Genomic DNA, 22,804 nt, shown 5'->3' on the forward strand with positions numbered 1-22,804 from the left:
GACTCTTTCACGCTGCGAAACGATGCCACGCTGAATCTCCATGAAGGCGCAATGGCACGTGGTGTCATGGCGGCCAACTCGACGTTGAACATGGACGGCGCGAGCGTTATGTCGAACACCACCGGCACTGCGGTCGTGTTGACTAATAGCACGGCGCAGATCAACAACTCGCTGATCACCAGCACCGTGGCGGGCGGCCTGGATGTCGTGCGCAACCCGACGAGTGATACGGGCAGTGAAGCGTACCTGAACGCCAGTGAAGTACGGGGTGCCACACACGGCGCCAATGTGACTTCGCACAGCACGCTGTACCTCAACGACTCGAAACTGATCGGTGGCAGCGAGGCTGGCCTGATCTTGCGCGGCGGTAGGGCTGAGGCGTTCAACAGCGAGATCATTGGTGCTAACAACGGCATCCGCATGACACGCGAACACAGCACCGTGCCCGACTCCCCCGAACTGCGGCTGGAGGGCACACGCGTAGAAGGGCTGGCAGGCGCCGCGATCAGGGTCGATACACCCATCACTGCTGAAATCGATGTGAACAACGGCTCCACGTTGATTGGCAGCGACGGCACGATGGTCGAGCTGGCCAATAGTGGCAACGCGAACATGCGCGTCAACAACAGTGCGCTGACCGGCAACATCCTGGTCGGTACCGGCAGCGCCCTGGACCTTAGCCTTGACCGCGCCATCATGAACGGCGACATCATCAACAATGGCGGCAGCGCCAGCGTTGGCCTGAGCAACGGCTCGATCCTCACCGGTCGCCTGGAGAACGTCGACGCGCTGGCGATCAACAGCGACGCCACCTGGGTGATGGTCGACAACCAGACAGTGGGCGACCTGTCCCTGAGCGGCGGCAACGTCCGGTTCGGCGACCCGGGCGTGTTCTACCAACTGGACGTGGAGAACCTGTCGGGCAACGGCACCTTTATCATGAGCGCGGATTTCGCCACGTTGACCGGTGACTTCCTCAACGTCACCGGGACGTCGTCCGGCGACCACAAGCTGCTGATCGCCAGCACCGGTGCCGATCCGTTGGGCGAGGACCGCCTGCATGTGGTTCACACCGAAGACGGCGTTGCCACGTTCAGCCTGGTGGGCGACCGCGTGGACGTGGGCACCTACTCCTACAGCCTGATCAACGAAAACGAAGGCCAGGACTGGCTGCTGGACGCGGACAGCAGGGTGATCAGCCCCAGCACCAACGCGGTGCTGGCCCTGGCCAATGCGGCCCCGAGCGCGTTGTACGGTGAGATGACCAGCCTGCGTACGCGCATGGGCGAACTGCGCCACAGCGATGGCCAATCGAGCGGCCTGTGGACGCGTGCCTATGGCAACAAATTTGAAGTGAACAACGGCGACATAGGCGTGCAGTACAAACAGAATCAGCGCGGCTTCACGTTGGGTGCAGACGCGCCACTGTCCGGTGGCGACGGCCAATGGTTGGCAGGCTTCATGGCCGGCCACAGCACCTCGGACCTGGACCTGAGCCGTGGTAGTAAAGCCACCGTCGACAGCTACTACCTGGGTGGTTACGCAACCTGGATGGACGCTGAAAGTGGCCTTTACTTCGATGGCGTGCTCAAGTTCAACCGCTTGCACAACGATTCCGATGTCGCCATGAGCGACGGCAAGAAAGCCAAGGGCAGCTACGCACAAAATGCGGTCACCGCGTCGGCTGAAGTGGGTCGCCACATCAAGCTGGAGGACGGTTTCTTCGTTGAACCTTATGGCCAGTTGGCCACGGCGTTCATCCAGAAGCAGAGCTACGAGCTGGACAACGGCCTGCAAGCCAAGGGCGCGCGTACCGCTTCGGTAGTCGGCAAGGCGGGCGTGACGGCCGGGGTTGATATCCAGTTGGACGGTGGCAGTGTGTTGCAGCCTTACCTGCGTACGGCAGTGGCCCATGAGTTCAACCGGAGCAACAAGGTCTCGGTCAACGGCAACAGCTTCAACAACGAGCTGTCGGGTACCCGGGTTGAAATGGCGGCGGGTGTCGCGATGGCGGTGTCGAAGAACTGGAAGGTGCATGCGGATGTGGAGCGCAGCATGGGCAAGCGCATAGACCAGCCGTGGGGTGTGAATGTGGGGGTGCGGTACGATTTTTAAGGCAAGTGCTCAATAAAAAATGCCCTGTACTGAACAAGTACGGGGCATTTTGCATTCAGTGGGTGAACTCTAAGTTCTGCTGGCCAAGACCGAGCTGCCTTGGGCGTTTAGCCTCAAGCGCCTTTATCAAGAGGCCGGTGAAAACGAATCTACCGACAAACGGCAGTGGCCCAGCGTAGGCGTCTTTAAGGAGGGGCTCACGGCTGGCGGTTCCAATACCTGAACAACGGTTCGGCCAAAAACAACACAAACAACAACCGCATCACCTGCATCGCCGTCACCAGTGGCACCGACAGCTGCAGGGTCTCGGCCGTGAGGCTCATCTCGGCGATGCCGCCGGGCATCATGCCCAGGGTCAGCGAGCGCAGGTCCAAGTGGGTCAGTGCGCTCAGGCCCATGGCCGCCAGCGTTGCCAGCGCCATGGTCAGCACTGTGCCAATCAAGGTGCGGCCCATGAACGAAGGCGCGCGTCGAAAGAACTGGCGGTTGAAATGGCAGCCCAGGCCGCTGCCGATCAACCACTGGCCAATCTGGCTGCCGCCGTTGGGCAACCCGATGTGCAGGTCCCAGGCAACACTGGCAGTAGCGCTGACCAGCAATGGCCCGAACAGCCAAGGGTTAGGCTGACGCAAGCGCTGCCAGCCCCAGGCCACCAGCGCACCGATAGGGAACAGCGCCGCCAGCCAGGCCCAGTTCACCGGCGCCGGATGAAACTGCGGTGTACCGCCTTCGAGCCAATACTTGAAGATCGCCGGCACACACAGCACCACCACCAGCACGCGCAAACTCTGCCCCGCCGCGACACGGCTCAACACGGCACCATTGCGTGCGCCGAGGTTGACCATCTCACCGGAACCGCCTGGCATGCTGGAGAAAAACGCGGTGGCGCGGTCTTCACCGCTGCGGCGCATCAACCACACGCCAACCACGCTCGACAGGCTGGTGACCAGTGCGCCGAAGAAGATCAGGCCGAAGTGGCTCATCACCTGCTCGATCACCACCGGGGTGAAGTGCAGGCCAATACCGATGCCCACCACCCATTGGCCGCATTTGCGCCCGCCGGGTATCTCCGCCAACTGCCAGGGCGTGAGGCAACGCACCAGGATGATCGCCAGCAACGAGCCGACCATGTACGGCAAAGGCCAGCCCACCAGGCTGGCCAGGTAACCGCCGGCCAGGCCGACCAGCGGTGTTCCCCACCAATGTCTGAAGGTGACCTCAGACATCGGCCACGGCACGACGCTGCAAGGCACGTTTGCGGTAGATGCGGATCAGCGGGAAGGCCAGCATCAGCGCGGTCAGCACCCACACACCAAAGGTGATCGGGCTCGACCAGAGGATTTGCAGGTCACCGTTGGAGATCGACAGCGCACGGCGCAGGTTCTGCTCCATCAGGCCACCGAGGATAAAGCCCAGCAACACCGGCGACAGCGGGAAGTCGAGCTTGCGCAGGATGTAACCGAAGATGCCGATACCGACCATCAGGAACAGGTCGAAGGTGGTGGCGTGAACCGCGTAGACGCCAATCGCGGTGATGATGGCGATCACCGGCACCAGCGCCCAGTTCGGCACAGCCAGGATGCGCGTGAAGATGCGGATCATCGGAATGTTGAGGATCACCAGCATGATGTTGGCGATGAACAACGAGGCGATCAGGCCCCAGACGATGTCCGGTTGCTGCTGGAACAGCAGCGGGCCTGGAGTGATGTTGTACAGCGACAACGCGCCGATCATCACCGCCGTGGTACCCGAACCGGGTACGCCGAGGGTCAGCATCGGCACCAGCGCGCCGCAGGCGGACGCGCCGATGGCGGTTTCCGGCGCTGCCAGGCCGCGCATGTCGCCCTGGCCGAATTTACCGCTGGCACCGGCCAGGCGTTTTTCGGTCATGTAGGCAACGGCGGAGGCCAAGGTCGCACCGGCACCCGGCAACACGCCCATGATGAAGCCCAGCAGGCCGCAACGGATGTTAACCACGAAGACGGCAGACGCTTCCTTCAGGTTGAACATCATCCGTCCGGTGGCCTTCACGGCTTCCTGGCCACGGTGGGTTTTTTCCAGCAGCAACAGGATCTCGCTGATGGAGAACAGGCCCAATACCAACACCACAAACTGGATGCCGTCGGTGAGGTGGATGTTATCGCCGGTAAAACGGTACACGCCGCTGTTGGCGTCGATGCCTACTGCCGACAGGAACAAACCGATCAGCGCCGCCACGAACGTCTTCAAGGGTTTGTCACCGGCCATGCCGCCCAGGCAGACAATCGCGAACACCATCAGGACGAAATATTCCGCCGGGCCGAAGGCAATCGCCCATTTGGCCAGCAGCGGCGCAAACAGCACCATGCCGCAGGTGGCGATAAACGCGCCGATGAACGAACTCCACGCCGACAACGACAAGGCCACACCGGCCAGGCCTTTGCGGGCCATGGGGTAGCCGTCGAGGGTGGTCATCACGGTGGAGGCTTCGCCCGGGATGTTCAGCAGGATCGAGCTGATACGGCCGCCGTATTCGCAGCCCAGGTACACGGCTGCCAGCAGGATCAGCGCCGATTCCGGCGGCAGGCCCAGGGCGAAGGCGATGGGGATCAACAGCGCTACGCCGTTGATTGGCCCCAGGCCTGGCAACAGGCCGACCACGGTGCCGATCAGGGTGCCGCACAGCGCGGTCACCAGGTTGTAAGGGGACAGTGCAACGCCGAAGCCCTGGCCCAAGTAGCCGAAAGTATCCATATCAGTTCTCCAGAACGTCGAGCAGGCCGAGGGGCAGCGGCACATCCATGGCTTTATCGAACAGCAGGTAAAGACCGATCGCCATCAGGCTCACGATCACCACGCTGGGCAGCCAGCGGCCGCCATACAGGCGCGCCATCGGGATGCCGATCAGCATGCTGCTGAGGATGAAACCCAGGGGTTCGAAGGTGCCGGCGAACACGATCAACAGCGCGACGCAGACGCTGATCTTGATCAGGGTCTCGCGGTCCAGCGCGGGTTCCTCGACGGTGTGTTTGGTGGGCTGTGGGCGAAACAGCATGTAGATCAGTGCCAGGCTCATCAGCCCGAGCATCAACAGCGGGTAGGCACGAGGCCCCACCGGCTCGTAGGAAAATGACGCCTGATACGGCCAGGCCATCAGCGCCAGGCCGGCGCAGGCCAGCAACAGCGCGGCGGCGAAAATGCGTTGTAAGAGCATAGGAAACTCCTTGGAGACGCCTGTTGGCGCGAGATTGCTCATGAAGAACGAGGACGTCGCGTGTATCCAGGCAGCACGCGTCATCGTTGATGTTTTTCGCAAGCAAGCCCGCTCCCACAGAGGGGCGATTACTGGATCAGGCCGAACTCTTTGGCCAGCACTTTGTAGTCAGCCACCTGTTTCTTCACGTAGGTGTCCAGTTCCGGGCCGGTCATGGCAAACGGGAACAGCTCGCGCTGGTCACGCAGCTTGGCGAACTCGTCGGAGGCCAGCAGTTTGTCGAAGGCATCTTTCCACCAGGCATAGTCGGCGTCGCTGACTTTCGGCCCGAGGTAGAAGCCGCGCACCACTGGCCAGACGATGTCGTAGCCTTGCTCTTTGGCGGTCGGAATATTCTTCATTTCCGGCTCGTCCAGGCGCTGCTCGGAGAACACCGCCAGCAGGCGCATATCGCCGCTCAAGATGTGCGGCATGGAGTCGGAGATGTCGGTACTGCCCACCTGGATGTGGCCGCCGAGCAAGGCCGTGGCAATTTCACCGCCGCCTTCGAGGGCCACGTAACGCAGTTCGCGTGGGTTGATCCCAGCGGCCTTGGCGATCAGGGCGGTTTGCATCCAGTCCTGGCTGCCAACGGTGCCGCCGGACCCGATCACTACGCTGCCCGGATCTTTCTTCAGGGCTTTGACGAGATCGTCGAGGCTCTTGTAGGGCGAATCGGCTTTCACGGCGATAGCCCCGTAGCTGGTGCCGACGGCTGCCAACCAACGCACGGCGCTTTCATCGAAGCGACCGAACTTGCCCTGGGCCAGGTTCAACAGCGAACCGCTGGACCAGGCCACCAGCGTGCCGGCGTCGGCAGGGCGCTGGGCGACCACGGCGTTGTAGGCCACCGCGCCTACGCCGCCAGGCATGTAGGTCACGCGCATCGGCTTGCTCAGCAGTTTCTCGTTGACCAGCGCGCTTTGCGCCAGTTTGCAGGTCAGGTCAAAACCACCGCCAGGCGAGGCCGGGGCGATGCATTCCGGGCGCTTGGGTTCGTCGGCGGCCAGCAGTTGGCCGGCGAACAGCATGCAGCCGGCGGCGAGGGCCAATTTACGCAGTGAAAGGGTCATGGGTTTCTCCGTCTTTGTTGTTATGAGTGGCTACTACCAAAGCGCGACGCTGTAGCTGACCAGCAGGCGCATTTCATCCGCATCACGGGCTGAATAGTTGGAGCGGTAGGTGGCGTTACGCAGGCGCACGGCCACGTCCTTGAACGTGCCGCTTTGCACCACGTACTTGATCTCGCTGTTGCGTTCCCACTCCTTGCCGGTCTCGCCGTTCTTGAGCTTGATGTTGTCACCTGAGAGGTAACGGCTCATGAAACTCAGGCCGGGAATCCCCAGCTTGGCGAAGTCGAAGTCGTAGCGCGCCTGCCAGGAGCGCTCTTCGGCGCCGGCGAAGTCGTTGATCTGCACGAAGTTGACCAGGTACGGGTCGCTGCCATCCACATACGGGAACGCGCTGTCGCCGGACATGTGCTGGTAACCGGCGCTGAGCTTATGGCCATTGAGCGCATAGCTGAACAGGCCGTTGAGGGAGGTATTGTCGATCTTGCCGCCACGGGCACTGCCTGTGTCATCGCTGATGGCCAGGCGCAGGTCGGTGCCGAACGTGCCGGGGCCCATCGGGCGTGAAGCCACCAGGCCGAGGAAGTGCTGGCGGTACACGTCGTCGAGTTGGGCGAAGTGGTAGCTGCCGGTGATTTTGTCGGCGAATTTGTAGTCGACGCCGCCGAAGTTGAAGTGCTTGCCGGTGGCGCCGCTGAGGAAGCGACTGTTCTTGTTGTTGAGGGCGATGTCTTCGTAGTTGCTGTCGTCACGGTCCTTGGCTTTGTCCAGGCGTCCGCCGGTGAACACCAGGTTCTTGAACTCCTTGGAGGTGATCAGGCCGCCGTTGAAGGTCTGCGGCAGGATGCGGCCGTCGTTGGGCTTGAGGATCGGCAGTTCGGGGATCAGCGAGCCGATTTTCAGCTCGGTGGCCGATATTTTCACTTTGCCGGTCAGGCCCAGCTTGGAGTACTCGTCGGCGGCGCGGCCATCGTCGTGGGTGGGCAGCAGGCCGGTGCCAGTGCGGTCGGGGCTGGAGTCGAGCTTGACCCCGAGCATGCCCAGTGCATCCACGCCGAAGCCAACGGTGCCGTCGGTGTAGCCCGATTGCAGGTTGAGCATGAAGCCCTGGGCCCACTCGTCGCGCTTGGATTGCTGGGCGCTGGTGCCGTCGCGAAAGTCGCGGTTGAAATACATGTTGCGGGTTTCCAGGGTCGCGCTACTGTCTTCGAAGAAGGCAGCCTGGCTAAGCGGCGAAAAGCCGGCAAGGGTAGCAGCACTGGCAAGGGCGGTCTGGGTCAGGCGAGAAAAACGAACAGGCGAGGGAGCCTGGGGCTGTGTCGACAGCATCGTTGTGTACTCCGTTATTGTTCTTATTTTGGCGAAAACGCTTCGAGGCGTTTTTCGGGCGCTGCGCTTCAGGCAGCTCGGTGGGCACAGACCACCTTGGCTGGATGCTAAAGGGCGAAGCTTTCACTAACCTTTCAGTTGCCTTTCAATGTTTTCGGGCTTCACAGGGCAGGCGGCGCCTGTAAACTGCCCGGCAAAGCGTGGTGCCAACCACCCCTGACTGAGGTAGAAATCCATGCGTGTCTTGCTGGTTGAAGACCATCTGCAACTCGCTGAAAGTGTCGCCCAGGCGCTCAAGAGCACAGGTTTGACCGTTGACGTGCTGCACGATGGCGTGGCGGCGGACCTGGCCCTGAGCAGCGAGGAGTACGCCGCGGCGATTCTTGATGTGGGGCTGCCACGCATGGATGGTTTCGAGGTGCTCGCGCGTCTGCGGGCCCGTGGGAAAAATCTTCCGGTGCTGATGCTGACCGCGCGCAGTGATGTCAAAGACCGCGTGCACGGCCTGAACCTGGGAGCGGACGACTACCTTGCCAAACCTTTCGAGCTCACGGAGCTGGAAGCGCGGGTCAAGGCGTTGTTGCGGCGCAGCGTGTTGGGCGGGGAACGGCAGCAGACCTGCGGCGTGTTGGTCTATGACCTCGATACCCGCCGTTTTACCGTGGGCGGCGAGCTGATGACGCTCACCTCCCGCGAGCAAGCGGTGCTGGAAGCGCTGATCGCCCGTCCGGGCCGGGTGATGAGCAAAGAGCAGTTGGCCTCCCAGGTATTCGGCCTGGACGAAGAAGCGAGCCCCGACGCCATCGAAATCTACGTGCACCGCCTGCGCAAGAAACTCGATGGCCAGCCCATCGCCATCGTGACCTTTCGCGGCCTCGGTTATCTGTTGGAAGCCCGCGATGCATAAGCCCAGCAGCCTGCGCTGGCGTCTGCTGTGGAACCTGGCGCTGTTGCTGGTGCTGCTGATGTTTGCCAGTGGCATGAGCGCCTACTGGAATGGTCGCGAGGCAGCAGACACTGCCTACGACCGCACACTGTTGGCCTCGGCGCGCACCATCGCCGCCGGCTTGACCCAGGTGGACGGCACCCTGAGTGCCAATGTGCCCTATGTGGCGCTGGACACCTTCGCCTATGACAGTGCCGGGCGTATTTATTACCAGGTCAATGACATCGACCAGAAGTTGATCTCCGGCTATGAAAACCTGCCCGGTCCACCGCCCGGCACGCCACGCACCGATGACTATCCCGCGTTGGCGCGCTTCTATGACGCGGTGTACCAGGGACAGCCGGTGCGCGTGGTCAGCCTGCTCAAGGCCGTCTCCGAACCGAACATGAACGGCATGGCGGAAATTCGCGTAGCCGAAACCGACGAAGCGCGCGTGAGCATGGCCCGCAGCCTTATGGCGGACACCTTGCTGCGCCTGGGCATGCTCGCCGTTGGCGCGTTGTTGCTGGTGTGGTTTGCCGTGAGTGCGGCGTTGCGGCCACTGGAGCGCTTGCGCACGGCGGTGGAGGAGCGCCAGCCTGATGACCTGCGGCCGTTGCCGTTGGTAGAGGTGCAGCACGAGTTTGGCCCGTTGGTGCGCTCCCTTAACCACTTCACCGAACGCCTGCGCGGTCAGTTCGAGCGTCAGGCGCAATTTATTGCCGATGCAGCGCATGAATTGCGTACACCTCTGGCCGCGCTCAAGGCCCGGCTGGAGCTGGGCTTGCGTGCAGAGGACCCCGCCACGTGGCGCAGTACCCTCGAAACCGCGGCCCAGGGGACCGACCGCCTGACTCACCTGGCCAACCAATTGTTGTCCCTGGCACGCATCGAAAATGGCGCTCGCGCGATTGCCGAGGGGGGCGCGCAATTGCTCGACCTCAGCCAGCTGGCCCGAGAGCTGGGCATGGCGATGGCGCCGCTGGCTCATGCGCGCGGCGTGGCGCTGGCGTTGGAAGCCGACGAGCCGGTATGGCTGCGCGGGGAGCCAACCCTGTTGAACGAGCTGTTGAGCAATCTGGTGGACAACGCCCTGGCCCACACGCCACCGGGCGGCAATGTGATCCTGCGGGTGACGGCGCCAGCGGTACTGGAAGTGGAAGATGATGGCCCAGGCATCCCGCTGGATGAGCGGGACCGGGTGTTCGAGCGCTTTTACCGGCGCAGCCAGCAGGGTATGGGGTCGGGGCTGGGGCTGGCGATTGTCGGCGAAATCTGCCGGGCGCATCTGGCGCAGATCAGCCTGCACGATGGTGAGCAGGCCGGGTTGAAGGTGCGGGTGAGTTTTGTCGCCGGCTGATCAGTAGAACATCGAGCGGGCTTCATCCAGCTCGGCGCGCAAGGTGTCGCTGTAGGGGTCGATCCGCAGTTTCTTGATCGCTGGCAGCGAGGCAACCGGGATGTTGGCGAGCGGGTGATCGGTGCCGCGATGGCAATACAACACGGCGACCTGCACCAGGTCGATGTAGTCGAGGCTGGGCGAATCGCGCTCCAGGTCCAGGTATTGGCCTGGCAGTTTCGCCAGCATTTCCGGGAAGTCCCAGCCACCGAGCAGTTTGTCGCCCAGTAACGGGTGAATGGTCTCGATGACGTAGTTGAGGCTGACCGGGTCTGACAGCAACTCGTAGTGGTCTTCAGCGTACGTCAGGATCGGCAGCACGCCGATCTGGTGTACCAAGCCGCCGAGGGCTGCCTGGTCGGGCTTGAGTTGGCTGTGGCGGCGGCAAAGGGCGTAACTCACGCCCGCGACTTCGAGGCTGCGGCGCCAGACCTCACGCATCTTTTGTTCGACCACATCGGAGCGGGCGTGGAAGATCTGCTCCATCACCAGGCCGATCGCCAGGTTGCTGCTGTAGTTGGTGCCCAGCCGGGTGATGGCGGTGTGCAGGTCAGTGACTTCCTGGGTTGCGCGCATCAATGGGCTGTTGACCACCTTGATCAGGCGCGCCGACAGCGCGGTGTCGCGACCGATCACTTTGCTCAAGTGGCTGATGCTGATTTCCGGGTCTTCGGCAGCCTGGCGAATCTTCAGGGCTACCTCCGGCAATGTCGGCAGAACCAGGTCATCGTTGTCGATGGCCGTCACTAAAGCCTGTTGGACTTTTTCCGCCAGCATGTTCATTCATGATCTCTAGGGTGTTGCAAAAAAGTACGGCGACTAACGCTGGATCTCTTGGTCACGATCAAGCGTGTAAGGCAGGTCGAGCAGTTGCAAACCCGGACCTTCCAGAGAACCTAGGTGCACATCGCCACTATCGGCAGCTTCGGCTTGCAACACGGCCAGAAGTTCAACGCCCTGGTCGGTTTTTGCAGCAATGACCACCTCGCCGATCGCGCTGTTATGGCTGGGGGCAAACAGTGCAGTACCTGGCTCGGGCATTTCAGGCGCATTGAGGCTCAAGCGGTACAGGCGACGTTTGAGCTTGCCCAGGTACTGCATGCGCGCGACGATTTCCTGGCCGGTGTAGCAGCCTTTCTTGAAGCTTACGCCGCCGACGGCCTGCAGGTTGAGCATCTGCGGTATGAACAGCTCGCGGGTTTGTGGCATGACCTGGCCAATGCCTGCGCGGATCTGGCCCAGCAGCCATTGATTCAAGTCGGCTTGTTGCAGGTGTTCAGCCAGGTGGGTGCGCACAGTTTCGGCCTGCTCGGCAGGCACCCAGAGTTCGGCACGGCCGGGGGACACGCGAACGGCGATCAACGCATCGGCGCGAGCGACGCTGTCGGTCTCGGCGGGCAGTTCCAGGCCAAGGCGGGACAGGGCCTGGTCGGCATTCGCCAGGCCGAAACGCACCCAGGCGGCGCTTTCGTCGGTGAGTTTGGACTTGGAAAATACCGCGTACTTCTTCAGGTCTGCCAGTTGCGGCTCCAGCAGTTCGGTGGCCATGGCGAGCAACACGCCGTCACCTTGCAGCAGGATGCGAAAGCTCGACTGCATGCGTCCTTTTTGCGTACACCGCGCGCCGAGGCTCGCCCGGGTGTCGCTCAGGTAATTGAGGTTGCAGGTCAGTTGGCCCTGAAGGAATTTGGCAGCGTCGGCGCCGCGGACGGCAAGAACGCCTTCGTGGGACAGGGGGCAGAAAAAAGCAGAGTCAGCCATGGGTCATCGCAGGTCAAAAAGTCATGGGTGCATCATAGAGGGGCGCCCGGCAAATGGATAGTTTCCGTATGGGGCGACCAAAGCCGACTGTTCCCGTGTCGTCGGGCCTGTATACTTGCCGCCTATTTGAGGAGCGCTCCATGGTCGAAGAAGTAGAAATCAATCGCCTCTACTGGCACAGCCGTCGTGGCATGCTGGAGTTGGATGTGTTGCTGGTGCCTTTCACCAAGGAAGTGTACGCAACGCTCAACCAGGTGGATCGCGACCTCTACGTCAGGCTGCTGACTTGCGAGGATCAGGACATGTTCGGCTGGTTCATGGAGCGCGCCGAATCTGAAGATCCGGAGCTGCAGCGCATGGTCCGGATGATCCTGGATCGTGTCCAGCCCAAGTAATGTCTTCGAATGCCGTTGGCAGGCCTCACGGCTGTTGCTGGCGGCGTATCTCCTTGCCCAGCTGTTTGCGCTGGGTGCGCTGGTACTGATCGATGTGCCTTATTCAAGCCTTGGCCTGCTGCTGTGCCTGGCGCACGCTGCTTGGGTCGTGCCGCGCTCTATCCTGTTGACTCACCGTTCGTCGATTCGTGGCCTGCGTCGCGACGCGGATGGCTGGCAGCTATTCAGTGCCGAGCGCGGCTGGCACAGCGTGCAACTGCGCCCCGACAGCCTCGCCCTGCCATTGATCGTCGTGCTGCGTTACCGAGTAAAAGGTGAGTGGGCGGTGCGCACAATCTGTGTGCCCAACGATGCGCAGGTCGCCGATGTACATCGGCGCCTGCGTGTGCGCCTCAAGTTCAGCCGCCGTAGGTGGTTGGCACCAGAATAGTGTCGCGCGCCTCGGGCAGCATCTGTGGATAGTCGAGGGTGTAGTGCAGGCCGCGGCTCTCCTTGCGCGCCATCGCCGAGCGGATCATCAGCTCGGCCACTTGGGCCAGGTTGCGCAGCTCGATCAGGTCGCGGCTGACCTTGTAGTAGCTGTAGAACTCATCGATCTCATCCAGCAGTAGCCGTACGCGGTGTTGCGCACGTTGCAGGCGCTTGTTGGTGCGCACGATCCCCACGTAGTCCCACATGAAGCGGCGCAGTTCGTCCCAGTTGTGCGCGATGATCACGTCTTCGTCCGAATCGGTGACCTGGCTGGCGTCCCAGCGGGGCAGGGCGGCAGGCACTGGAATGCGTGGCAACTGGTCGAGAATGTCCGCCGCCGCCGAGCGCGCATAGACGAAACACTCCAGCAACGAGTTGCTGGCCATGCGGTTGGCGCCGTGCAGGCCGGTGAAGCTGGTTTCGCCAATCGCGTACAAGCCCGGTACGTCGGTGCGGCCGTGTTGGTCGACCATCACGCCGCCGCAGGTGTAGTGCGCGGCCGGGACGACCGGGATCGGGCCCTTGGTGATATCGATGTTGAAGGTCAGGCAGCGCTCGTAGACGGTGGGGAAGTGCGTCTTGATGAAGGCTTCGGGCTTGTGGCTGATGTCCAGGTAGACGCAGTCGATGCCCAGGCGCTTCATTTCATGGTCGATGGCGCGGGCCACGATATCGCGTGGGGCCAGCTCGGCGCGCGGGTCGAAGCGCTGCATGAAGCGTTCGCCGTTGGGCAGTTTCAGGTGCGCGCCTTCGCCACGCAGGGCTTCGGTGATCAGAAAACTCTTGGCCTGCGGGTGATACAGGCAGGTGGGGTGGAACTGGTTGAATTCCAGGTTGGCCACCCGGCAGCCCGAGCGCCAGGCCATGGCGATGCCGTCACCGCAGGCGCCGTCGGGGTTGCTGGTATAGAGGTAGACCTTGGCTGCGCCGCCGGATGCCAGGATGGTGAAACGCGCGCCATAGGTGTCGACTTCGCCACTACCGCGGTTGAGCACGTAGGCGCCCAGGCAGCGTTCGCCGTCGAGGCCCAGGCGTTTTTCGGTGATCAGGTCGACAGCGACGCGTTGCTCGAGCAGTTCGATGTTGGGACGTTGCCGGGCTTGTTCGAGCAGCGTCTTGAAGATCGCAGCGCCGGTGGCGTCGGCGGCATGGATGATGCGGCGGTGGCTATGACCGCCTTCTCGGGTCAGGTGGAACTCGAAACCGCCGTCGTCGCTGCCTGCGTGTTCATCGCGGGTAAAGGGAACACCTTGATCAATCAGCCATTGGATCGCCTCGCGACTGTGCTCGACGGTGAAGCGCACCGCTTCCTCATCGCACAGGCCACCACCGGCGTTGAGGGTGTCTTCGACGTGCGACTGCACCGTGTCGGTGTCGTCCAGCACGGCTGCGACGCCGCCCTGGGCCCAGAACGTCGAGCCGTTGGCCAGGTCGCCTTTGCTCAATACCGCAATGCGCAGGTGGCTGGGGAGGTTCAGCGCAAGGCTCAATCCGGCTGCGCCGCTGCCGATCACCAGGACATCGTGTTGAAACTGTTGGCTCATTGGAAGGATTCCGCAAAAAGCGATCCGGAGAGGTGGCGCAAACAGGACGCCTGGATCGGCGAATCAAAGGGTCACACGGGCTACTAGTATATAGAGGGGTGGAGCGGCACAATAGCCGGGCATTCGTGGCAATGTGAGATTACGGTGCACGGCTTGGGTAAAATCGACAGGTTATTGAAAAGGGAACTTTTTGCATAAGCCCCGACTCAATAGCAGGTTGCCCGAAAGCTGGGAAAACGTTGAGTTTATTGGCCCGTCGGGAGCATTGGACGCGTCAGGAAACCGGCGACAAGATTATTCGCGCAGTCGGCGCTGGCCGTACTGCGTTTTTCGTGTGTGCCAAATCAGTGCGTGCCGGAAACTTGCTTGAAGGGGGAGAACTTTTGCGAAAAGACCGAGTCTATGTTTGCAAGCCTGATCGTTTAGTTATGCAAGCCTCCTTCAAGTACAACGAGGAGTGTTCATGCTAACCCAGGAAGAGGATCAGCAGCTGGTCGAGCGCGTTCAACGCGGCGACAAGCGAGCTTTTGATCTGCTAGTGCTGAAATACCAGCACAAAATTCTCGGGTTGATCGTGCGGTTTGTGCACGACACCCATGAAGCGCAGGACGTTGCACAGGAAGCCTTTATCAAGGCTTACCGTGCACTTGGTAACTTCCGCGGTGATAGTGCGTTTTATACGTGGCTGTACCGCATCGCCATCAACACGGCGAAGAACTATCTGGTGTCTCGCGGACGCCGCCCACCGGATAGCGATGTTAGTTCGGAAGATGCGGAATTTTACGATGGTGATCACGGCCTCAAGGATCTCGAGTCGCCGGAGCGTGCATTGCTGCGCGACGAGATCGAAGGCACCGTTCATCGCACAATTCAGCAACTGCCAGAAGATTTACGTACGGCGTTAACTTTACGTGAATTCGATGGTCTGAGTTACGAAGACATTGCGAGCGTCATGCAGTGTCCGGTGGGGACTGTGAGGTCACGGATTTTCCGGGCCCGGGAAGCCATCGATAAAGCCTTGCAACCGTTGTTGCAGGAAAACTAAAGACAGCGGCGACAGCCAAGAGAGGAACCGCCATGAGTCGTGATGCCCTGCAGGAATCGCTGTCCGCAGTGATGGATAACGAAGCGGATGAACTGGAACTTCGTCGAGTGCTCAACGCATTTGATGATGCCGAAACCCGTGATACCTGGTCTCGTTACCAAGTCGCTCGGGCGGTAATGCACAAGGATCTTCTAATCCCTCGTCTGGATATTGCTGCGGCCGTTTCTGCTGCACTTGCTGATGAAGCCGTTCCGGCAAAAGCTGCTCGTGGTCCATGGCGTAGCCTGGGTCGCCTGGCAGTCGCTGCCTCCGTGACTGTTGCCGTATTGGCTGGTGTTCGCCTGTACAACCAGGACGAAATCGCCGGTGCCGAACTGGCTCAACAGACTCAGCAACCGGTCATGGCAGGTCCGCAAGTCAAAGGCCCAGCGGTACTGGCCGGCTACAAGGAAAGCTCTGACACAACCGGCCCTATGGCCAATGGTGTGTTGCAAGGGCAATCCGGCTGGCAAGACCAGCGTCTTCCAGGCTACCTGCGCCAACACGCACAGGAATCTGCCTTGAAAGGCACTGAAAGTGCTCTGCCCTACGCTCGTGCGGCAAGCCTGGAAAACCGCTAATCCGTAAGGAGCTCTATGCGAGCCATACCGCTCCTTACGCTTTTGCTCAGTGGTTGGTTTGCACTCCCCGCCCATGCCGATGAAGCCCAAGACTGGCTGACTCGACTTGGGCGTGCTGAGCAGCAGCAAAGCTTTCAAGGTACGTTCGTCTACGAACGTAACGGCAGTTTTTCTACCCATGACATCTGGCATCGTGTCCAGAATGGCCAAGTCCGTGAGCGGCTGTTGCAGCTCGATGGTTCTGCGCAGGAAGTCGTGCGGTTGGATGGTCGGACGCAATGTGTCAGCGGCACCCTCGTCGCAGGCCTGGGCAATTCGAGTGGCACTTCGTCACGTTCGCTTGATCCGCAAAAACTCAATCAATTCTACGAACTGGCCGTCATCGGCAAATCCCGCGTGGCCGGTAGAAATGCGGTCATCGTGTCGATCACGCCGCGTGACCAGTACCGTTATGGGTTTGAGCTGCACCTGGATCGAGAAACCGCGCTGCCGCTCAAGTCCCTGCTACTGAGCGACCAGGGGCAGTTGCTGGAGCGCTTCCAGTTCACACGGTTAGATAGCTCGCGGGTGCCGGACGATAGCGATCTGCAGCCGAGCAGCGAATGCACACCCATCGCTGTCACCAATAGCAAGGCGCCACAGGTGCAGTCTACCGAGACGTGGCATATGGAATGGTTGCCGCCGGGCTTTCAGCTGACCAGTACCAGCGCACGCAAAGACATCCAGACCAAAGCGACCGTAGACAGTTTGATGTATGAAGATGGCCTGGCGCGTTTTTCGGTGTTCCTCGAGCCGATCAGCGATGCGAGCGTCACCGAGACCCGTACTCAACTTGGCCCTACGGTAGCTGTATCCCGTCGCCTCAATACGGTGGACGGCGAGATGATGGTGACAGTGGTGGGTGAGATCCCGATCGGCACCGCAGAACGTATTGCGTTGTCGGTGCGCGGTGAAAAAAAGCCGGCCGCCCAGCCTTGAGTCGTTAATCCTATGTTCATCCTGACCTTTCACTGTATTTCCATGCCAGGTTGGCTGCCGAGAGCATGAAATGTCTGGATCAGCATTTTCACTTGCAAAAAACTCTCATGTTTTTTATAGGTCAGGGCTTGTCGGCTCTGGCCTTGTTTTGTTCGCGGAACAAAAATGTCGGTCGCAGTTTCCGGCGTTTCTTGAACCCTGTCGCTCAACCCTGCTCGTCGTAACGGGAGCTGTATGTCGATACCACGTTTGAAGTCTTACCTATCCATAGTCGCCACGGTGTTGGTGCTGGGTCAGGCCTTGCCTGCGCAAGCAGTCGAGCTGCCTGACTTCACCCAATTGGTTGAGCAAGCCTCGCCTGCGGTGGTGAACATCAGTACCACACAAAAACTGCCGGACCGCAAAGTCTCCAACCAGCAGATGCCAGACCTGGAAGGCCTGCCGCCAATGCTGCGCGAATTCTTCGAGCGCGGCATGCCGCAACAACGCGCTCCTCGTGGTGGCGGTGGTGGCCAGCGTGAGGCTCAGTCCTTGGGCTCGGGCTTCATCATCTCGCCTGACGGCTATATCCTGACCAACAATCACGTGATTGCCGATGCGGACGAGATCCTCGTGCGCCTGGCCGATCGCAGTGAGCTGAAAGCCAAGCTGGTGGGCACCGATCCACGCTCCGACGTGGCATTGCTGAAGATCGAGGGTAAAGACCTGCCCGTGCTCAAACTGGGCAAATCCCAGGACCTGAAAGCCGGGCAATGGGTCGTGGCCATCGGTTCGCCGTTTGGTTTTGACCACACCGTTACCCAAGGCATCGTCAGCGCCATCGGCCGCAGCCTGCCGAACGAAAACTACGTGCCGTTCATCCAGACTGACGTGCCGATCAACCCGGGTAACTCCGGTGGCCCGCTGTTCAACCTGGCGGGTGAAGTGGTCGGCATCAACTCGCAGATCTACACCCGTTCCGGTGGTTTCATGGGTGTATCGTTCGCCATCCCGATCGACGTGGCCATGGATGTTTCCAACCAACTGAAAAGCGGCGGCAAAGTCAGCCGTGGCTGGTTGGGTGTGGTTATCCAGGAAGTGAACAAAGACCTGGCTGAATCCTTCGGCCTCGACAAGCCGGCGGGTGCCTTGGTCGCGCAGATCCAGGACGATGGCCCGGCTGCCAAAGGTGGCTTGCAAGTCGGCGACGTGATCCTGAGCATGAATGGCCAGCCGATTGTCATGTCGGCCGATCTGCCGCACCTGGTGGGCGCGCTCAAGGCTGGCAGCAAGGCCAAGCTGGAAGTGATCCGCGAAGGCAAGCGCCAGACTGTTGAGTTGACCGTGGGCGCAATTCCCGAAGAAGGCGCAACACTGGATGCCCTGGGCAACGCCAAGCCGGGTGCCGAACGCAGCAGCAACCGCCTGGGTATTGCCGTGGCCGAGCTGACCGATGAGCAGAAGAAAGCGTTCGACCTCAAGAGCGGCGTCGTGATCAAGGAAGTGCAGGACGGCCCTGCGTCCCTGATCGGCCTGCAGCCAGGTGACGTGATCACCCACCTGAACAACCAGGCAATCGATACCACCAAGCAGTTCACCGACATCGCCAAGGCGTTGCCGAAGAACCGCTCGGTGTCGATGCGTGTGCTGCGTCAGGGACGTGCGAGCTTCATCACCTTCAAGCTGGCTGAGTAAACCGTTAAAAACAAAAAGCCCCGCCTTCGTTGAACGAAGGCGGGGCTTTTTTGTGGACGAAGGGTTTAGCTCATCATGCCTTTTACCAGGCGTTCCTGTTCGATCAGCTCGCGCTGGCGTGCGTCGATACGTGAAGACAGCGGGAAATTGTTGCCAGCGCGACGCTTGGCAAAATCCAGTTGTTGGATGGCCTGCTGGAAATCACCCACCAAGGCAAAGTACTCGGCACGCGCCTGATGCAGGCCGATGATGTTGCCGGACAAGCCGCGTGTCTCCGCGACCTGATACCAGACGTCCGGGTCATCCGGGCGAGACTTGAGCAAGCTGTCCAACGCCTTTTCCGCGTCTGCCGTGCGGTTCTGCTTGAGCAGCAGATCCACGCGCATCTGATTCAACGGATAGTTGCCCGGGTACTGGGTCAGCATCCGATCCGTGCGTTGCTGGGCATCGGGCAGACGGCTGTTGTCGATGTCCAACTGGATCTGCGCCAAGTTGTAGGTAATGTCGTTGGGCGCCTTGGCCAGCAATGGCGCCAGGTTTTCCCGTGCCTGTTTGAACTGCGAGCCTTTGATCTGAGCGATAGCCAGGCCATAGCGCGCGACATCGTTCTTCGGGTTCTCGTCCAACTGCGCCTGGAAGCGCTTGGCAGCGAGGCCGGAGGTGTCTTCGTATTGCAACTGAACCCGTGCGCGAATCAGCTGATAGCGCAGGCTGTCTTCCTTGCCGCCAGGCTTGGCCTGCTCGGCACGGTTGCGGGTGTCGGCGATCCGCGATTCGGTGACCGGGTGCGTCAATAGGAATTCCGGTGGCTTGGCATCGAAACGGTACTGGCGCATCAGGCGTTCGAACATGGTCGGCATGGAGCGCGGGTCGTAACCGGCTTTTTCCAGGTTGACGATGCCGATACGGTCCGCCTCTTGTTCGTTCTGGCGCGAGAACCTGCGTTGTTCCTGGATCGCGGCGGCCTGCGTGCCGGCAATGGCAGCAATGCCGGCATCGCCTGCACCGGCGGCCGCCGCAATGATGCCGCCCAGCAGGGCAGCCATCATCGGGAGCTGCATGCGCTGCTGCGCTTCAACGCCACGGGCGAAGTGGCGTTGGGACAAATGCGCCAATTCGTGGGCCAGTACCGAGGCATATTCGCCCTCGGTCTGGGCGTTGAGGAACAGGCCGCCATTGACGCCGACAATACCGCCGGGTGCGGCAAAGGCGTTCAGTTGCGGGCTGTTGATCAGGATGAACTCGAGGCGCCGGTCGTTGACCTGGCTGGTCTCCACCAGTTTATACACGCTGGTTTCGACGTAATCCTTGAGCTGCGGATCGTTGAGCTGCGAGACCTGGCCCCGCAGGTAGGCCAGCCAGGCGCGGCCTAATTGGTATTCCTGTTGTGGCGAGACAATGGCAGAACTGGCGTCGCCAAGTGACGGCAGGTCGTCAGCGAAGCCTGGGGAGGCCAGCAGGCAAGCCAGCGTCAGCAGGGTAGGGCGCAAAAAAGTCATGCACAGAGCCTTTCGACAAAGAGCTTACTGTAGCCGGACACTGAGCTTCGGACCAGATATTCTAAGCAACCCAAACGCGTGTCCGGAGTAAAAACATGACCGACGCTGTAGCCTTTGATGCCGAACTCGATGCCAGTGGTCTCAATTGCCCTTTGCCCTTGCTCAAGGCCAAGCTGGAGCTCAATCGTTTGGCCAGTGGCGCAGTACTCAAGGTGATCGCCACGGACGCGGGCTCCCAGCGTGATTTCCGTACGTTTGCCAAGCTGGCCGGCCACACCCTGTTGCATGAAGAAGACGTCGCCGGTGTGTACCGTTACTGGTTGCGCAAGGCCTGAACCGTTTGCCCCATCACCCGAGGTTGATTGATGTTCAAAGTGTTACGAGACTGGATTCAGCGCTACTTCTCCGATGAGGAGGCCGTTGTGCTGGCGGTCCTGCTGTTCCTGGCCTTTACAGCCGTGCTCACCTTGGGTGGCATGTTGGCGCCGGTATTGGCCGGGATGGTGCTGGCCTACCTGATGCAGGGCCTGGTGACGACGCTGGAACGCTTGCGCCTGCCGGGCGGGGTCGCGGTGGGGCTGGTGTTCGCCTTGTTCATGAGCCTGTTGGTGCTGTTTATCGTGGTGGTATTGCCACTGCTATGGCACCAACTGATCACGCTGTTCAATGAGTTGCCGGGCATGCTCGCCAAGTGGCAGTCGCTGTTGCTGCTGTTGCCGGAGCGTTATCCGCACCTGGTGTCGGACGAGCAGGTGTTGCAAGCCATCGACGTGGCGCGCGGCGAGATCGGAAAGTTCGGCCAGTGGGCGCTGACCTTTTCCCTGTCCAGCCTGCCGCTGCTGGTCAACATCATGATCTACCTGGTGCTGGTGCCGATCCTGGTGTTTTTCTTCCTCAAGGACCGCGCCATGATCGGGCGTTGGGTGCGTGGCTACTTGCCGCGCGAGAGGGCGCTGATCACTCGCGTGGCCGAAGAGATGAACCGACAGATCGCCAACTACATCCGTGGCAAGGTCATCGAGATCATTATCTGCGGAGGCGTGACCTATATCGCCTTTATTGCCCTGGACCTGAACTACGCAGCCTTGCTGGCTTTGCTTGTAGGGATTTCGGTCGTGGTCCCGTATGTCGGCGCCGTGGTGGTGACCGTGCCCGTGACGTTGATCGCCTTGTTCCAGTGGGGGTGGAGCGACCAGTTCATTTACCTGATGGCGGTGTACGGGATCATCCAGACCCTGGATGGCAACGTGCTGGTGCCGTTGCTGTTCTCGGAGGCGGTCAACCTGCATCCGGTAGCGATCATCTGCGCAGTGCTGCTGTTTGGTGGGCTGTGGGGGTTCTGGGGCGTGTTCTTTGCGATCCCGCTGGCGACGCTGTTCAAGGCGGTGCTGGATGCGTGGCCACGGCAAGAGCCGGTAGTTGCACCGCTGTTGTAGTGAGCGGGGCAAGCCCGCTCACTGCACTGGTCAGCGTTTCAAGCCTTGTTCAAAGCCTGCGCCGCGGCCAGAACGGCATCCACGTGCCCCGGCACTTTCACGCCACGCCATTCCTGGCGCAGCACACCTTCGCTGTCGATCAGGAAGGTGCTGCGATCCACGCCCAGGTATTCCTTGCCGTACAGCTTCTTCAACTTGATCACATCAAACAGCTGGCAAACCGCTTCATCCTTGTCGCTGATCAGCTCGAAGGGGAATTCCTGCTTGCCCTTGAAGTTTTCGTGGGACTTCACGCTGTCTCGCGACACGCCGAACACTTCGGTGTTGGCTGCCTTGAATGCTGCATATTGGTCGCGAAAGCCCTGGCCTTCGGTGGTGCAGCCTGGCGTGCTGTCCTTCGGGTAGAAGTAGATCACCACTTGCTTGCCCTTGAGGGCGGCGAGGCTGAAGGTCTGGCCGCTGGTGGCCTGGGCTTCGAAATCGGCTACGGGTTTGTCGATGACTACTGCCATGAAAACTTCCTTACATTGGGTTCTGTGGGCGCCATGGCTCGATCAAGGCGTCGAGGTTCAGGGCATCGGCGAAATCCAGGAACTGATCGCGCAGCCAGCTGATCTGCACGCCAGCCGGCAAGGTCACGGTAAAGGTGGCGTTCAACATGGTGCCGCCGGTTTGCGGAGCCTGGTAGGTGTCGCAGGTCAGGTTCTCCAACTCGACGTTATGGTCGATGAAAAACTGGCACAGCTCGTTGACGATGTCCGAGCGGTAGGCCGAACTGACATACGCCACATACGGCAGGGCCTGGGGACGATTCTCCAGGGCCGCACTGCGCACTACATTGACGGTGAAGTCATGCTTCTTGGCCAGGCCCGGCAGGCCGGTTTCCAGGCGCGCCAGGGCATCCCAGGTGCCGGAGATCTGCAGGACCAGCGCGCTGCACTCGCCATGGCGGGTCAGGCGGGAGGTCACGACGGCGCAGCGGTTTTCATGGCTGGCGCGGCACAGGACGTTGGTCAGCTCCATGGGGTTGGCGCCGAGGGCACTGATAACAAGGAATTGTTCGCGAACTGTGGGGGTGGACATGCAGCCTTCCTAAAACGATGAGCGGTCGATACTGTGAGGGCCGTATCGATCAAAGGATGAAGGGTAGCGAAAACCGCCGCCAAGGGATAGGAGGTGGCGTTTTCATTGCGTGATCGGTCTGATTTCAGCGTGATTCAAGGCCTGCTTTTTCCCAATGATGGCATTGCCCGTCGTTTAGTTGCGCCAGAACGCATCCTCAGGCGGTACTTCGCTTGTGCAAGCATCTTG

At 60.9% G+C, this 22,804-nt stretch carries 23 protein-coding genes; 11 read left to right on the forward strand and 12 right to left on the reverse strand.

Translation table 11 applies throughout. The annotated features are described in order from the left end of the window. Positions 1 to 51 precede the first annotated feature (51 nt). Positions 52 to 2,115: an autotransporter outer membrane beta-barrel domain-containing protein gene (locus CQ002_RS24700; RefSeq protein ID WP_325051128.1), complete on the forward strand. Its 2,064-nt coding sequence runs from the start codon at positions 52 to 54 to the stop codon at positions 2,113 to 2,115. A gap of 197 nt (positions 2,116 to 2,312) precedes the next feature. On the opposite strand, the gene CQ002_RS24705 is transcribed toward CQ002_RS24700, so the two are convergent. From CQ002_RS24705 to CQ002_RS24725, 5 genes are all read right to left on the reverse strand, one after another. Further along, complete coding sequence (locus CQ002_RS24705) at positions 2,313 to 3,341, reverse strand: AbrB family transcriptional regulator (protein ID WP_069022279.1); 1,029 nt, start codon at positions 3,339 to 3,341, stop codon at positions 2,313 to 2,315. Further along, on the reverse strand, positions 3,334 to 4,848 hold the full coding sequence (locus CQ002_RS24710) for a tripartite tricarboxylate transporter permease (protein ID WP_029299091.1): 1,515 nt from the start codon (positions 4,846 to 4,848) through the stop codon (positions 3,334 to 3,336). Before CQ002_RS24710 ends, CQ002_RS24705 begins: the two co-directional genes overlap by 8 nt. Position 4,849: 1 nt before the next feature. Then, a complete protein-coding gene (locus CQ002_RS24715) occupies positions 4,850 to 5,308 on the reverse strand; it encodes a tripartite tricarboxylate transporter TctB family protein (protein WP_034104104.1) in 459 nt (152 codons plus the stop codon). A 128-nt stretch (positions 5,309 to 5,436) separates the two neighbouring features. Then, positions 5,437 to 6,420: a tripartite tricarboxylate transporter substrate binding protein gene (locus CQ002_RS24720; protein WP_034104106.1), complete on the reverse strand. Its 984-nt coding sequence runs from the start codon at positions 6,418 to 6,420 to the stop codon at positions 5,437 to 5,439. A gap of 33 nt (positions 6,421 to 6,453) precedes the next feature. Beyond that, positions 6,454 to 7,746: an OprD family porin gene (locus CQ002_RS24725; protein WP_069022281.1), complete on the reverse strand. Its 1,293-nt coding sequence runs from the start codon at positions 7,744 to 7,746 to the stop codon at positions 6,454 to 6,456. Positions 7,747 to 7,981: 235 nt separating this feature from the next. On the opposite strand from CQ002_RS24725, the gene CQ002_RS24730 reads away from it, so the two are divergent. Then, positions 7,982 to 8,653 (forward strand): response regulator, encoded by a 672-nt coding sequence (locus CQ002_RS24730; RefSeq protein ID WP_017736361.1) that lies wholly within the window; start codon positions 7,982 to 7,984, stop codon positions 8,651 to 8,653. Beyond that, a complete protein-coding gene (locus CQ002_RS24735; RefSeq protein WP_034104116.1) occupies positions 8,646 to 10,031 on the forward strand; it encodes a sensor histidine kinase in 1,386 nt (461 codons plus the stop codon). Before CQ002_RS24730 ends, CQ002_RS24735 begins: the two co-directional genes overlap by 8 nt. On the opposite strand, the gene CQ002_RS24740 is transcribed toward CQ002_RS24735, so the two are convergent. Beyond that, entirely contained in the window at positions 10,032 to 10,853 is an 822-nt protein-coding gene (locus CQ002_RS24740) for an HDOD domain-containing protein (protein WP_034104118.1), read from the reverse strand. Positions 10,854 to 10,889: 36 nt separating this feature from the next. Continuing rightward, positions 10,890 to 11,831: a folate-binding protein YgfZ gene (locus CQ002_RS24745; RefSeq protein ID WP_034104119.1), complete on the reverse strand. Its 942-nt coding sequence runs from the start codon at positions 11,829 to 11,831 to the stop codon at positions 10,890 to 10,892. A 140-nt stretch (positions 11,832 to 11,971) separates the two neighbouring features. On the opposite strand from CQ002_RS24745, the gene CQ002_RS24750 reads away from it, so the two are divergent. Together CQ002_RS24750 and CQ002_RS24755 are read left to right on the forward strand one after the other, a co-directional pair. Further along, entirely contained in the window at positions 11,972 to 12,226 is a 255-nt protein-coding gene (locus tag CQ002_RS24750) for a succinate dehydrogenase assembly factor 2 (protein ID WP_012722757.1), read from the forward strand. Then, a complete protein-coding gene (locus tag CQ002_RS24755; protein ID WP_105161792.1) occupies positions 12,210 to 12,656 on the forward strand; it encodes a hypothetical protein in 447 nt (148 codons plus the stop codon). The genes CQ002_RS24750 and CQ002_RS24755 overlap by 17 nt, the downstream gene beginning before the upstream one ends. On the opposite strand, the gene nadB is transcribed toward CQ002_RS24755, so the two are convergent. Further along, a complete protein-coding gene (gene nadB, locus CQ002_RS24760) occupies positions 12,625 to 14,241 on the reverse strand; it encodes an L-aspartate oxidase (protein ID WP_105161793.1) in 1,617 nt (538 codons plus the stop codon). The genes CQ002_RS24755 and nadB overlap by 32 nt on opposite strands. Positions 14,242 to 14,704: 463 nt before the next feature. Between nadB and rpoE the strand changes: the two genes are divergently transcribed. Genes rpoE through CQ002_RS24775 form a run of 3 tightly spaced genes read left to right on the forward strand, consistent with a single transcriptional unit; the run spans position 14,705 to position 16,884 of the window. Further along, a complete protein-coding gene (gene rpoE / locus CQ002_RS24765) occupies positions 14,705 to 15,286 on the forward strand; it encodes an RNA polymerase sigma factor RpoE (protein ID WP_003172477.1) in 582 nt (193 codons plus the stop codon). 32 nt (positions 15,287 to 15,318) lie between these two features. Continuing rightward, complete coding sequence (locus tag CQ002_RS24770; RefSeq protein WP_003172479.1) at positions 15,319 to 15,906, forward strand: sigma-E factor negative regulatory protein; 588 nt, start codon at positions 15,319 to 15,321, stop codon at positions 15,904 to 15,906. 15 nt (positions 15,907 to 15,921) lie between these two features. Continuing rightward, positions 15,922 to 16,884: a MucB/RseB C-terminal domain-containing protein gene (locus CQ002_RS24775; protein WP_105161794.1), complete on the forward strand. Its 963-nt coding sequence runs from the start codon at positions 15,922 to 15,924 to the stop codon at positions 16,882 to 16,884. 29 nt (positions 16,885 to 16,913) lie between these two features. On the opposite strand, the gene CQ002_RS24780 is transcribed toward CQ002_RS24775, so the two are convergent. Then, complete coding sequence (locus tag CQ002_RS24780; RefSeq protein WP_105161795.1) at positions 16,914 to 17,093, reverse strand: hypothetical protein; 180 nt, start codon at positions 17,091 to 17,093, stop codon at positions 16,914 to 16,916. A 25-nt stretch (positions 17,094 to 17,118) separates the two neighbouring features. Here CQ002_RS24780 and CQ002_RS24785 point away from each other — a divergent pair, with 25 nt between their 5' ends. After that, positions 17,119 to 18,558, forward strand: a complete 1,440-nt coding sequence (locus CQ002_RS24785; RefSeq protein WP_034104125.1) for a DegQ family serine endoprotease — start codon at positions 17,119 to 17,121, stop codon at positions 18,556 to 18,558. Positions 18,559 to 18,623: 65 nt separating this feature from the next. On the opposite strand, the gene CQ002_RS24790 is transcribed toward CQ002_RS24785, so the two are convergent. After that, positions 18,624 to 20,057, reverse strand: coding sequence for a M48 family metalloprotease (locus tag CQ002_RS24790; protein ID WP_034104127.1), 1,434 nt, complete (start codon positions 20,055 to 20,057; stop codon positions 18,624 to 18,626). Between the two features lie 95 nt (positions 20,058 to 20,152). On the opposite strand from CQ002_RS24790, the gene CQ002_RS24795 reads away from it, so the two are divergent. Both CQ002_RS24795 and CQ002_RS24800 read left to right on the forward strand, forming a co-directional pair. Then, positions 20,153 to 20,392, forward strand: coding sequence for a sulfurtransferase TusA family protein (locus CQ002_RS24795; RefSeq protein ID WP_003172483.1), 240 nt, complete (start codon positions 20,153 to 20,155; stop codon positions 20,390 to 20,392). 30 nt (positions 20,393 to 20,422) lie between these two features. Further along, positions 20,423 to 21,493 carry an AI-2E family transporter gene (locus tag CQ002_RS24800; RefSeq protein ID WP_069022293.1) on the forward strand — a complete coding sequence of 357 codons (1,071 nt, stop codon included), beginning with the start codon at positions 20,423 to 20,425 and terminating at the stop codon, positions 21,491 to 21,493. A gap of 38 nt (positions 21,494 to 21,531) precedes the next feature. Here CQ002_RS24800 and CQ002_RS24805 read toward each other — a convergent pair whose 3' ends face one another. Both CQ002_RS24805 and CQ002_RS24810 read right to left on the reverse strand, forming a co-directional pair. Then, positions 21,532 to 22,005, reverse strand: coding sequence for a peroxiredoxin (locus CQ002_RS24805; protein WP_025855402.1), 474 nt, complete (start codon positions 22,003 to 22,005; stop codon positions 21,532 to 21,534). A 10-nt stretch (positions 22,006 to 22,015) separates the two neighbouring features. Then, a complete protein-coding gene (locus CQ002_RS24810) occupies positions 22,016 to 22,576 on the reverse strand; it encodes a glycine cleavage system protein R (protein WP_003172487.1) in 561 nt (186 codons plus the stop codon). Positions 22,577 to 22,804: the final 228 nt, after the last annotated feature.

The organism is Pseudomonas sp. MYb13 (genome assembly GCF_002980075.1).
Taxonomy (GTDB): domain Bacteria; phylum Pseudomonadota; class Gammaproteobacteria; order Pseudomonadales; family Pseudomonadaceae; genus Aquipseudomonas; species Aquipseudomonas lurida.